The 12,267-nt window shown below is 69.8% G+C and carries 9 protein-coding genes; 6 read left to right on the top strand and 3 right to left on the bottom strand.

Annotated features, from left to right (window positions below):
- The first annotated feature begins 207 nt into the window (after positions 1-207).
- Both D7Y21_RS08340 and D7Y21_RS08335 read left to right on the top strand, forming a co-directional pair.
- The gene (locus D7Y21_RS08340; protein WP_121712393.1) at positions 208-1,707 is read left to right on the top strand and encodes a DUF1570 domain-containing protein; all 1,500 of its coding nucleotides are present in this window, start codon (positions 208-210) and stop codon (positions 1,705-1,707) included.
- 43 nt (positions 1,708-1,750) lie between these two features.
- Positions 1,751-5,263: a LamG domain-containing protein gene (locus tag D7Y21_RS08335; RefSeq protein ID WP_147469223.1), complete on the top strand. Its 3,513-nt coding sequence runs from the start codon at positions 1,751-1,753 to the stop codon at positions 5,261-5,263.
- A gap of 21 nt (positions 5,264-5,284) precedes the next feature.
- On the opposite strand, the gene D7Y21_RS08330 is transcribed toward D7Y21_RS08335, so the two are convergent.
- Complete coding sequence (locus D7Y21_RS08330) at positions 5,285-6,997, bottom strand: alpha/beta-hydrolase family protein (protein ID WP_120566189.1); 1,713 nt, start codon at positions 6,995-6,997, stop codon at positions 5,285-5,287.
- 171 nt (positions 6,998-7,168) lie between these two features.
- Here D7Y21_RS08330 and D7Y21_RS08325 point away from each other — a divergent pair, with 171 nt between their 5' ends.
- From D7Y21_RS08325 to D7Y21_RS08310, 4 genes are all read left to right on the top strand, one after another.
- Positions 7,169-7,741 (top strand): hypothetical protein, encoded by a 573-nt coding sequence (locus D7Y21_RS08325; RefSeq protein ID WP_121712389.1) that lies wholly within the window; start codon positions 7,169-7,171, stop codon positions 7,739-7,741.
- Positions 7,742-7,752: 11 nt separating this feature from the next.
- Positions 7,753-9,003 carry a cytochrome c family protein gene (locus tag D7Y21_RS08320; RefSeq protein WP_121712387.1) on the top strand — a complete coding sequence of 417 codons (1,251 nt, stop codon included), beginning with the start codon at positions 7,753-7,755 and terminating at the stop codon, positions 9,001-9,003.
- Between the two features lie 102 nt (positions 9,004-9,105).
- Positions 9,106-9,777, top strand: coding sequence for an SDR family oxidoreductase (locus tag D7Y21_RS08315; protein ID WP_121712385.1), 672 nt, complete (start codon positions 9,106-9,108; stop codon positions 9,775-9,777).
- Positions 9,777-10,553, top strand: coding sequence for an SDR family NAD(P)-dependent oxidoreductase (locus tag D7Y21_RS08310; protein WP_121712383.1), 777 nt, complete (start codon positions 9,777-9,779; stop codon positions 10,551-10,553). The genes D7Y21_RS08315 and D7Y21_RS08310 overlap by 1 nt, the downstream gene beginning before the upstream one ends.
- Here D7Y21_RS08310 and D7Y21_RS08305 read toward each other — a convergent pair.
- Positions 10,533-11,138, bottom strand: coding sequence for a TetR/AcrR family transcriptional regulator (locus D7Y21_RS08305; RefSeq protein WP_233612024.1), 606 nt, complete (start codon positions 11,136-11,138; stop codon positions 10,533-10,535). The two genes, D7Y21_RS08310 and D7Y21_RS08305, sit on opposite strands and share 21 nt — an antisense overlap.
- Positions 11,139-11,206: 68 nt before the next feature.
- A partial coding sequence (locus tag D7Y21_RS08300; RefSeq protein ID WP_121712380.1) for a saccharopine dehydrogenase family protein occupies positions 11,207-12,267 on the bottom strand: 1,061 nt, incomplete at its 5' end.

Below are 12,267 nucleotides of genomic sequence, written 5' to 3'. Positions count from 1 at the left end.
AGCGGTCGGCCCCACCGGGGTCCTTGACGCGGGAGGGCCCCTCGGGCGTCGGAAGGGACCACCGGGGCCTGTCGAGTGAACCGAAGTGCCCGGATTCACTGATGAATCATCTCAATTCGGGGGTCCTTCGTGGGGGTCGGAGCGCCCCATGCGTCATGCCGGGGGTGGCTGTCCTTTCACCCGGCGGGTGTGCCAGAAGCCGCGGCCATGGGCATTCGATTGGGGCTCCTGGGATTGGCGTTGACGTTGTTTTCGGGCTGCACGGCGAGCCGGGCCCTGTGTCCGGCCGAGGGTGGGCGGCCCTGGCGCGAGGTGCGCAGCTCGCACTTCCGCGTGCGCACGAACCTGGAGGAACAGGCGGCGGCGAAGAGCGCGCTGGAGCTGGAGGAGTTCCGGCGGGCGCTGCTGCTGGCCTGGGGCGCGGGCTTCGACCCGCCGGGCACGGTGGACGTCATCGTGCTCAGCAACCCCCGCGACCTGGAGGAGTTCACCGACGCGCGCTACGCGGGCTTCGCCGGACAGACGCCCGACGGCCCGCGGATGGTGATGACGGGCGGCGGCGGCTACCTGCTGGCGGACACGACGGGTGACAAGGAGACCCAGGCCCACGAGTTGGCGCACTACCTGAGCGCCTTCGCCCTGCCCCGCCAGCCACGCTGGATCTCGGAAGGCCTGGCGTCCTACCTGCAGACCGTCACCATCCGGCCCAGCGACCGCAACGTGGTGCTGGGCCGGGCCAGCCCGGCGCTGCTCCAGTACGTGCGCGCGCACGGCTGGCTCACGCTGGACGAGCTGTGGCAGTGGGACGGCAAGACGAACCAGAGCACCGCGGAGCTCCAGCGCCACTACGCCTCGTCGTGGCTGTGGGTGCACTACCTCATCAATGAGCACGGCGAGCGCTTCAGCACCTTCCAGAACCAGCTGGCACGCGGCGAGGACCCCCGGCGCGCCTTCGCGGTGGCCTTCCAGGGAGACGGCTCGTACCAGGCCGCCCTCACGAACTACGTGCAGCTCGGGCGCTACGCCATCTCCACCCAGCCGCTGCCGCCGGTGCCCACGCAAACCCAGACACGCGCCCTGGAGCCCGCGGACGTGCACGTCATCCGCTCCATCCTCTTCACGCAGGCGCCCGGGGACGTGCCGCCGGCCGAACGCCAGCGCAAGGCGGACCTGGAGCTGGAGCAGGCGCTGAAGGAGGACCCGACCCACGTGGAGACCCTCCGGCTGCGGGCCGAGAAGCTGGACAAGGCCGAGCGGCTGAAGCTCGCGCGTGAGCTGGTGGAGAAGCATCCGGAGGATGGTCGCGCGTGGGATCTGCTCGCCACGTCGCTGGAGGCCGAAGGCGACGCGTCCGCCAACCAGGAGCAGGCCCGCCGTCGCGCCGCGGAGCTGCTGCCGGACAGCCCCTCCGTCCAGAACGCCCTGGCCTGGTACTACGTCATCACCGAGCAGCCCCAGAAGGGGCTCGCCCCGGCCCTGCGCGCGGTGCGGCTGATGCCGGGCAACTCGGTCATCCTCAACACCCAGGCGGCGCTGTTCTTCCAGGCCGGGCGCTGCAACGAGGCCGTGGTCATGGGGCGGCGTGCGCTCGACATGCTCCACGAAGGGGTCTCGGATGCGACGCGCCAGGACTTCAAGCGGATCGTCACCGTCTTCGAGACGAAGTGCGTCCCCGCGCCGGCCGCGTCGTCGACGCAGTCGCAATAGCCCCAGTTGACGGAAGGCGGCATGAGACAGCACACCGCGTCTCATGCATCCTCACCGCGCGTCTCGAATTCCCTGGCGGGCCAGCGTCCTGGCCCTGCTCTGCATCAACGTGGCATGTGATTCATTGCCCCCTGCGGAGCCATCCCCACCCTCGCCGCTCGCCACGTCCGAAGCCCGGCTGGATTCGCCGACGCAGTTCTCCGAAGTGGCCTTCGTGGGCACCGCCGCGTGCTCCAACGACTACAGCCGCATCGACAACTGTTACAACGCGGACAACCCCCAGCGCCCCAGCATCTTCCGCGAGCTGTCGGCGGCCTGGCGCCCCTATCGCGCGTCCACCACCACGCCGCTGTCCGTGCGCCCCTCCGCGCTCACCGGCGTGATGCAGCCGTTCCCTCCGTTCGAATACGACAACGGCTGGAACGCGCCGCGCACGCCGGAGACCGCGGACGCATCCCAGGCCATCCAGGTGCTGCCCTTCAACCGGGGCAGCAACGACGGACGGCTCTTCGTGCGCGGCGGCTGCCGTGGCTGCGCTGAGGGCTCCACCCTCTACACCTTCCGGCCGGAGCTGCTGGGCCCGGACTTCCGCTACGACTTCTCCCAGAAGGGCACCCGCTACGCGCAGCCTGGCTGGCAGCCGGGGCTCCATCCCTTCGTCGCCTTCAACCCGATGCCCGGCTACAGCCGGCTCGCGGCGAAGCACAACAATGACTTCCCGGACATGCTCCACAGCACGCTGTGCGAGGACTCCGTTTCGTCGCTGAACGCGGCGGGCCGCGGCCGCAACCCGCTGGCGTGCCGGGCCCGCTACGAGGCCACTTCGCCGTGGGTTTCCGGGGACTGCTACGACATCTCGCTCGTCTACGGAATGGTCGCCTCCGACGGGAAGCGCTGGGAGCTGCGTTCGACGGCGCTCACCGTCTTCGTGCGCAACCCCAAGTTCGCGACGGCGGGAGACTCCGTGGGCGGCGGCGCCCAGAACTGGGGCCTCTGGGTCTACCCACGCAACCCCGAAGGCGAGTCCAAGTCCCTGCCCACCTGGGACCTGCCGCCGTTCCGCCCATTCAACCCCCACGACTCCAACTGGGGCGACATGAGCACCGGCTCCGCGTACAGCGTCCCCGGGGCGCCGGACACCATCGACTGGCCCCGGCTGTTCACCCAGAACCCCAGCTTCCAGTGCTACGCCCCCTTGAGGTTCGGCGGCTTCACCTTCTACGTCCGCAACACCACCGCCTCTGCCCCCAAGTGGTGCCAGTTCTTCGACCGTCAGAGCTTCGCGGGCGACCTGAAGGTGGAGGACGACGAGGACGCCGTCATCGGCAACGGCAGCACGTGGAACGGCATCATCGGAAGCGGGCCCGGTGAGAAGCACCTGGCGATGTTCGAGCCCGCGACCAGCGGCGATGGCCGGATGCTCATCCTGAACATGGGCGGCCTCTTCTACGCGTCCTCGGACGCCATCTGCCAGGCCGCGAGCTGGAGTCACTTCAAGCCCATCAGCATGATGCCCATGGATCCGGCGGTGAACACCCGCTACGAGCTGGCCCGCTCGCAGGTCATCAACGGCCAGCCGCGCAACTTCCGCGACACGCTGGGCAACCCCATCCCCTTCGGCGTGCGCAACCAGGGCGCGTACGCGTGGCTGGACCGCGAGGGCAAGAACCTGTTCTTCGCGGCGAAGAACAACCCCCATGACGGCTACTACGCGCGGCAGGTGTTGAGGGAGGATCGCTCAACCCCCTACTCCTTCCTCGATCAGCTGTGGAGCGCTCCCGCCTCCGACGCGGACCGGGCCCGCTTCAATCCGGACCGCGCGCCGGCGCAGGCCATCAGCGTGCTGGGGGCCTGGACGCACGGCAAGGCCGTCATCCTGGACAACGGCATGAGCATCACCGACCTGGGGGGCAACAGCGAGGACCGCTACCAGCGCACCTATTCCCTGCGCCTCTACGCGGGCGCGGACCTGTCCTTGTCGCCCAAGGGCAGCTCGCAGCTGTTCTCCTTCGAGAACCAGCTCAACACCTTCAATGCCTTGCGGCCCACGCTCCCCTTCGACGTGGTGTGGAACTTCCAATCCAACACCCAGCGCAACTCCGAGGTGGCCTTCGACGACTACCTCAACAAGCGCGCCTTCGTGGTGGCGCACATGAACGCGGCCATGCGCATGGACGTGTCTCCGGAAGGCCCGCAGCGCGCGGAGACCTTCCCGCAGGATGGCTTCATGCCCACCCGCAACGCGTGGGCCTACGTGCGCGGAGGCGACATCGCGGACTTCCGCTTCATGCGCAACCCGCTGGCGCAGAACGCGGCCACGGGCAGCCCGGTGTTCGGCACGGATGGGCCGCAGCCCCCGGGTTCCGTCCGGCTGCGGGGCGGCGCGCGCATCGAACCGGTGGCCCTGGGCGGCGTCAGCGGCAAGGGTGTCTGGCTGGATGGCCGCAATGACTTCATGGACATGGGCTACCCGGTGGACGGCTCGCGCCGCGACTGGCTATTCGGCATCTGGCTGGACTCCCGGATGGATGCGCCGTTCGTCCCCCGGCCCGGCGCCGTCGTACGCACGGTGCCTCGCACGCTGTTCTACTTCTCCGACAACTCGTGGGTGGGCCTGGTGCAGGCGGTCGACGGCTACTCCAACACGTGGCACGAGCTCACCGGCTACAACGGCCAGACGGGCTCCACGTTCAGCGTCAACCTGGGTTCGCTGGTGCAGCCCGGCAAATACTTTCACTTCGGCATGAAGGTCTACACCCTCGCCGGGCAGCGGAAGCTCACGTTCTACATCAACGGCACGGCGCACACGTCGCTGACCGTGGCGCCCTACGACGTGGGCTTCGACCCGATGTACAACTCCATGAACGGCTGGACGTGGATGACGGTCGGCGACCCGGGGCCCAGCTTCGTCCCGGGCCAGGCGCGGCTGCCCTTCCATGGCTGGGTGGATGAGCTGCGCATCTACGCGCTGTCCCCCGGGGATTCGGTGCGGCCCTGGGTGGAGGAGCTGCTGTGCAACCAGGCGCTGGGAACGACCGTGGACCTGACCTACCGCGCTTCGGAGGTGTATTCGCCTGTGCTGGAGACGCTGCGCTCACGTTCGTACCAATACCCGCTCACGTCGGGCCGGTCCCTGTGTGAGCAACTGCGGCTGCAGTCCTACGTGGAGCCGCTGGACTACCCGGCCCAGTCTGGCGAGCACCTGTGCATCGACCGTGTGCACAAGAACCCCCACTCCGTGCAGCAGTGGCGCGAGCGCTGTCTGCGCCCGTCGATGATGGTCATGCCCCATCTGGAGGCCGACCTGCCTCGCCCGGACTCCAGCAGCAACGCCTTCTGTCAGTCGTGCCACACGTCCAGCGCGCCGCTGCCGGGCCTGCGGATGGGTGCCCTCACCGCTGGCGGCGTCAACCGCTACCAGGATCCACGCCGCCAGCCGATGAACGTTCCAGCGGTCCTGGGCGGGGCCGTACCGCCCTGGCTGCTCGTGCGCATGGACCAACCGGACGGCACCTTCACGTTGGATCACCACTTCGACTGGCTCAACGCGCCGTAAGCGCGGTAGAGCCTCCTCCGCTCAGTCGTTCTTCGAGGCCTCCCGCGCGAGGAGGAGGTCCCGCAGCCGCGCCGTCTGGTCCGCGCTCCAGCCTTCGGGCCGCAGGAGCGCGGCCCAGCCGTCCACGTGCTCGGCGGTGTAGACGTGGCCGTGGCCCGCGGGCACCTCCATGCCCAGGGGAAGGTCCGCCGTCACCTGCCAGAACGTGACGAAGGGGATCCACACCATCTGGCCCAGCACGTCATCACCTCGCGGCTCTCGCAGCCAGTCCGGCCGCTTCACCAGGAGCCGGGGACTCCACCAGATGATGGGGTCGGAGGGATGCAGCAGGTACAGCACACGCGAGTCTCCCCACGGCGCGGACGCGGGCGGGATGTCGGTCCCCGGCCGGCGGCTGAAGCGGACGATGCGGCCCTGCCGGTAGATGGGCTCCACCTCGGGGCTGCCCGGGTCGCGGTGGTCGGTGAACGCGCGATACAGGGTGTTGAAGTTCGGCGGCCCCACGAAGAGCACTCCGTCGGTGCGGTTGGCCAGGTCCCGCTCGCCGCTGAACGCGGTCTCTCCGCCGTAGGAGCCCAGGCTCTCTCCGAAGACCAGCAGCTTCGGGCGCTGGCCGGGAGGAAGCCGCGACCAGCGCTCATGGACTTCGTCGAAGAGCGCCCGGCCTGATTCCCGGGCCCGCGCCTGATCCACCAGGACGGAGAGCCACGACCACAGATGCGAGTACTGCATGGCGACGATCGCGGAGTCGCCGCCGGTCATGTACTCGAAGGCATCCACGGCCTCCGGCACCACCCAGCCACTGCCCGTGGTCGTCACCACCAGCAGGTACGCGCGATCGAAGCCGCCGGCCCGCTCCAGGTCGTCGACCGCGAGCGCCGCGCGGGCCTCCGCGTCCGGCGCGGATGCATAGCCCGCGTACGCGCGGATCGGCTCCTTCACCGCCGTGCCATGGAAGCGGGAGAGCTCTTCGACCGAAGGCCCGCGTCCGATGAAGTTGCGCCCTTCCCTTCCCAGGGAATGCCACGGGATGCGTGAGCCCGCGCCTCCGGAGCGCAATGCGGTGCTCGGTGGCACCACGCCCTCGTCGGTCATCGTGTCCTGCACCTCCAGGGTGCGGTCCGCCGCGGCGATGAGCCCGTCCCACAGCAAGCCGCTGGCCACCAGCGCGGTGAGCACCACGACGGCCAGTCCGCTCGTCGCCCGGGCCGCGCGAGGCCCGATGTGCCGAGCAAGTCGCGTGGCCAACGCACGGGACACGCCACGCAGGCCACGACCCACGGCGATGATCACGAAGAAGAAGACCGCCGCGACGAAGGGAGCGAGCAGATATCCCGCGCGGCCCGGCGAGGGCATGCCCATGAGCTCCCGCAGGCGCTGTTGCCAATGCCAGCCGAGCACCAGCGCGCCCGCCAGCGCCACGGCGGCAACAATGAAAAAGCCCTGCCATGCGCGACGATGGGGCTCCCTGGCAGGGCGGTCCGCGAACTCCCGCCAGAGCCAGGCGCCCAGGCACCCGAGCCCATAACCGATGGCCGCGCTGAGGCCGCTGACGAACCCCTGGAACGGCCCGCTGCGCGGCAGCAGGGACGGAGTGAAAGCCAGACAGGCGAAGAGGAGCGCCACCCAGGCCCCCGGCAACGTGTAGCGGAGCCAGCGCGGCCAGGTCCGGCTGGCACGTCGGGTATGGCGCACCGCGACGGGTTGCTCGGCGTGGGTGAGGAAGTGCTCCATGCGAACTCCCCGCGGGTGCGCCAGCTCTCCAGGGCGCACTCCCGAGGGTAGGCCCCAAGACCGCTCCCCGGCAGCGTGCGCACGCCGTGCCCGGCTCCATGACTGCCAATGGGTCCGGCCGCCGGGTGGGCCCGCTCGCACTCACAGCGAAGTGCCTGATAGCCTTACCGGATGCTTCCCCGAGCCCTCGCTCCCATCCTGTTCGGTGCTCCGGTCCTCTGGCCGCTGCGTGCGCTCGCCTGCATCAATTCGATGGATGACGCCCCCAAGGACTTCAGTCAGTCCTACTGGGCGGGCCTGTTCGTCTGGAGCGTGGGCGCGGTGTTCATGAACCGCGTCATCCTGCGCAACGTCTGGGGCCCGACCGTGAAGGGACAGCCGGAGGCAGCGCGCCGGGGCTTCTTCCTGCTCGTCGGCGTCGCGCTCCTCCTGCTGCTGGAAGCGGTCTCGGTGGGAGGGCCGCTGCTCAACTTCAGCGCGAGCGACTTCTCCGCGTGCGCGATGAGAACTCCCAACCTGGTGTTGCTGGTGGCCAGCCCCGTGGTGCTCTTCCTCATGCAGGCGGCGTTCTTCCACGGGCCAGGCAAACGGAGGTTCGGCGACACGGGAACCCGGCCGCTCGTGGCCCTGGTGCTCACGTCCGTGGTGCTGGTGCTGGGATTGGGAATGGCCCAGGAGCACATCATCCTCCCGAATCTCTGCGACAACAGGACGCTCGGACTCGTGGACAACAGCGGTTACTGATCCACCCCCTCGTGGCCGTGCGCTCGTTTCCGTTTGCCTCGCTCGCGGGCCTTGCCCTCGTGGTGGCCGTGGCCGGTGGTGGCTACGTGCTCGTCCGTGACGCGGACGTGCTGGCGCTGCGCCTGCCGACGCGGGTGCTCGCTCCCACGAAGCCCTCACCGGCGACGCCACGGGAGGCCGTGGAGCATTTCCAGTGCAATCGCTGTCACGTGGTCCCCGGGCTCGAACCAGTGTCCGCGCGCTTGAGCGAGAACTGCGTCACGTGCCACCAGGCCATCACCGCGGGGCGGCTGGACCTCTGGTACAAGCAGGCGGAGGTCGAGCGGTGGAAGGGACACCTCACGCACCTGGTGAGGACCCCGGACCTCGGCTCGCTGGGACAGCGGGTCAAGCGCGAGTGGCTGGTCTCCTGGCTCCAGGCACCGCACGTGGTGAGGCCGCTCTACGGCGCGACCATGCCCCGGATGAAGGTGGGCCCGAAGGACGCGGAGCTGCTCGCGGACTTCTTCGCGGTGACCGAGGAGGAGTCGGCGGAACCCGCGCGAGGTGATGTGGAGGCGGGCCGGGCGCTCTACGCAGAGCACGCATGCGCGAGCTGTCACTACCGGGGGGACTTCCCGCTCGCGTCCCTGCGCTATGGCGCGCCGGAGTTCAACAGCCCCTCGGCCCGGAGACGGGCCCCGGATCTGCGCCACGTGCGCGACCGCATGTCCCTGGCGCAGCTGCGGAACTGGCTGACGGATCCGCACCGCATCCTCCCTGACACGGAGATGCCCACCTTCCCGTTCACCCCGAAGCAGGTCGAGGATCTGGCGGCCTTCCTGCGCGAGCCCCTGCCCCAGGTGGCGGCCACGCCACGCCCCCGGTACCAACCCCGGAGGCTGGAGCGCGAGGTCCACTACCCGGAGGTGGCGCAAAAGCTCTCACGGCACCTCTGCTTCCACTGTCACTCCGACCTGCGGCGGCCCGGAGATCAGGGGCCCGGGAACACAGGCGGCTTCGGCTACGACGGGGCCTCGCTCGACCTGGCCACGCGGGCCGGCATCGTCCGGGGCATCAAGCGCGACGGCCAGTTCCGCGGGCTCCCGGATCGGCTGGAGGATGGGACGCCCCGACTGGTGGCCGCGCTGCTCGCACGGCAGGGAGAGCTGGACGGGCACTTCCAGCCGGGAGTGCTGGGCATGCCCCTGGGCCTGCCGCCCATTCCCGAAGAGGAGATCGATCTCATCTCCACGTGGATCGAACAGGGCGCGCCCGAATAGCCCGAGAGCGGATTCGCACCTCGCCTCTGCGTATTCCTCCTTGGCTCGCTTTCCATGGACTACCCTGTCCATGGGGATGAACCCGGGGGAGAGGCACGGCGCTTGAGCATTCGGAATGTCATTGTCATCGGAGGCACGGGCGACATCGGACGCGCCGTCGTCCACAAGCTGCGCGCGGAGGGCCTGCGCGTGGTGTGCGCCGCAAGTGACGTGACGACGGAGACCTCGGACTGCCTGCACGTGGATGTCACGCGCGAGGACTCAGTGGTGGCGCTGTTCAAGCGGGCGGAGGCGGAGACGGGCCCCATCGAGGTCCTGGTCAACTGCGCGGGCGTCGGAGTCTTCACGCCGCTCCACGAGACGTCCCTCGAGGACTGGAACCGGATGATGGACGTGAACCTCACGGGCACGTTCCTGTGCGCGCGCGAGGCCTTCCGGCGGATGAAGCCCCGAGGCGGCGGGCGGATCATCCACATCGGGTCCGTGAGTGACCACCTCACGCTGCCCATGAACGGGGCCTACGCCGCGACGAAGCATGGTGTCCGTGGGCTGACCGGCGTCCTGAACGAGGAGGGCAAGGCGTTCGGCATCCGCGCCACCCTGCTGTCGCTCGGCGCCGTCTACACCACCTTCTGGAGGTCGCGGCCGGAGTTCAGTCCGGCCGACATGCTCGCCGTGGAGGACGTGGCCCAGTGCATCTGGGAGATCACGATCAAGCCCCCGAACGTGCGGATCGACGAACTGCGCCTCGTCCCGCCGCGGGGGGTCCTCTGATGAAGACGCAGCCGAAGGCACCTGTCGCCGTCGTCACCGGGGCCAGCCGGGGGATTGGAGCGGCCATCGCCACCCTGCTGGCCCGGAGCGGGTTCGAGGTGGTCCTGGTGTCCCGCGATGTCGCCGCGCTGGAGCAACTCCAGAAGCAGTTGAGCGCGGACGGGGGCCACGCGTGGCCGCTGGCCTGTGACGTCGCGAACAGGGACGAGGTGGAGTCAGCGCTCGGAAGGCTCGAAGCGAAGGTGGGCGTGCCCCAGGTGCTCGTGAACAACGCGGGCCTGGGTGGGCCGTTTCATCGCGCGGACGAGGTGAGCGTCGCCGAGTGGGATCTGCTGTTCGGCGTGAACGTGGAGGGCGTGCGCAACCTGTGTCAGTGGGCGCTGCCGCGAATGAAGACGGAAGGCCATGGGCGCATCGTGAACGTCGCGTCCATCATGGGCCTCTTCGGTGGCGCCCAGTCGTCCACCTACGCGGCCACCAAGCACGCGCTCGTGGGCTACTCGAAGGCCATCGCCGCGGAGTGGGGAGCCTACGGCATCACCTGCAACGCGGTCTGTCCTGGCTACATCGAGACGGACATGCTGGCGAAGGCACCCTCCGCCTCACGCCAGCGCTTGCAGGAGCGAATCCCCGCGAAGCGCTTCGGAACGCCAGAAGAGGTGGCGGGTCTGGTGGCCTTCCTCGTGGGGCCCGCTGGCGGCTACGTCAACGGGAGCGCCCTGGTGATGGACGGTGGGCTGTCCTCCCATCTGGCGTCAGACCTGCCGTCGTTCTGAGTCTGGAAGCAGCACCTGCTCCAGCAGCACGCGCAGCTCCTGCTCCAGCCCTGGCACCGATGCGCCGCGCAGGTTCCCGCCGCCCCGGAAGAGGGAAAGGCCTTCGAAGAGGGCGACCAGCAGTGCCGCTCTCCGCTCCCTGCGTGCCGGGGTGAGCTCGGGGGACAGCTCCCGCAGCAGCTCCACGACGCCCGCGCGATAGCCGGCGTAGAAGACCGCGAGCGCGTCGGCGACCATGGCGTCCCTCGCGGCCATCGCCCACAGCTCCGCGAAGAACTGGCAGGCGTGGGGTGAGTCCTGGTCCTCCAGGATGGCGTCCACGGCGAGCCGGAGCCGCTGCGCCGGTTCGCTTCCGCCACCCGCCATCCGCTCGCGAACCCGCTGGAGGGCCTGCTCCAGGTAGCGCGCCAACAGTGCCCGCACCACGTCCTGCTTGGTGGGGAAGTAGTACTGGAGATTGCCCAGGCTCACCCCCGCGCGCTGGGCCACGACGCGCAGGCTGAGGCCCGCGTAGCCGTCACCGGCCAGGACTTCCATGGTCGCGTCGAGGATGCGCTCCACGCGCTCGGTGCCCTTGGCATGCACCGCGGTCCCCTTCCGGGGGCTCGCCGAGGGAAGTGTCCCAGGGGTCTTCCTGCTCGTGCGGCGGGTCATCACGCTGCCTCGCGCGCAAGACGCTCGTCGATGCGAACCTCGACGCCGCAGGCACGCAGGGTGGCCAGCGTCTCCTCGGGCCGGGACTCATGCTCCGGGAACCACACGCCCGGGAGTGGCGGCGGCGCGCCATCCAATCCCAGGAGCCGCTCAGCGCCCAGCAACGCTCCTACGGCGGTGAGGTGGGCCTGTCCCAGGGGATCCACGACCTCGATGCGGACCTGCCCCCGCTCGCCCTCCACGTCCGCCACCCACGCGGCTTCGCCCCCCGTGTTGCTGCCGGTGAGCAGCGTCCGGCGCAGTGGCGTCCAACGGGGATGCTGGAGCAGCCGAAGGATGCCCAGCCGCTGGAGCGCGACAAGCGTCCAGGTCGCGAAGCCGGAGTCGAAACCCAGCCGCGTCGTCACCGTCCGCGCGCCCAGCACGCGGGGCAGCGTCGCCTGTTCGGGCGTGTCGAGCCGGAAGACCCGGGTGTGGCGTCCGTCGGAGAACCTCACCCGCCGGCCGTCCGTCAGCGGCAGCACCTGCCGCTCCTGCCCGTCCTCCGTCACCTCGAAGGACAGGCCCAGCCGGTCCATGTACTCCAACGAGTCCGGCCCCGCCTGATCCGCGAGCGCGAAGCGGATGGCCACCTCCACACGCTCCAGTGGCCCCACCGTCCGCGCCGCCATCGCCACGAGGCGAGGAACCAGCCCAGCCATCCACGCGGATCCGAGCAACACCGGCGCGCCCGGCGTCGCACCGGAGAGCCGCAGCACCGTGGCCTTCAACCGGGACGTCCACCGGGTGATGTCCAACACGGGCACCCCGGCGCGCGACGCCGCCAGCAACAGCGTGTCCTCCGGGTCATTGACCAGGGACAGCACGGCCCGGGGCTTCCCACCCAGCGCCGCCAACGCCTGGGGCGAGCGGACATCCAGCGCGACGCCCTCCGCCCGCCCCAGACGCGCGGCCAGTTCCCTGGCGGGCGCTTCCCGGCGCCCTGCGATGAGCAGCGGCAGGTCCGGGTGACGCTCCCTCAGCAACAAGGCGAGCTGCGCCCCCACCACCCCATAGCCCC

Source organism: Corallococcus sp. AB045 (assembly GCF_003668895.1).
Lineage (GTDB): Bacteria > Myxococcota > Myxococcia > Myxococcales > Myxococcaceae > Corallococcus > Corallococcus coralloides.
Note: the sequence above shows the minus strand (reverse complement) of the source record. Positions and strands in the feature narration are given on the sequence as shown.

Bases quoted from the DNA above. Each gene is read 5' to 3' on its own strand.
- D7Y21_RS08335 (WP_147469223.1), top strand. From the start codon at position 1,751: ATGCATCCTCACCGCGCGTCTCGAATTCCCTGGCGGGCCAGCGTCCTG.
- D7Y21_RS08325 (WP_121712389.1), top strand. From the start codon at position 7,169: ATGCTTCCCCGAGCCCTCGCTCCCATCCTGTTCGGTGCTCCGGTCCTC.
- D7Y21_RS08330 (WP_120566189.1), bottom strand. From the start codon at position 6,997: ATGGAGCACTTCCTCACCCACGCCGAGCAACCCGTCGCGGTGCGCCAT.
- D7Y21_RS08310 (WP_121712383.1), top strand. From the start codon at position 9,777: ATGAAGACGCAGCCGAAGGCACCTGTCGCCGTCGTCACCGGGGCCAGC.
- D7Y21_RS08340 (WP_121712393.1), top strand. From the start codon at position 208: ATGGGCATTCGATTGGGGCTCCTGGGATTGGCGTTGACGTTGTTTTCG.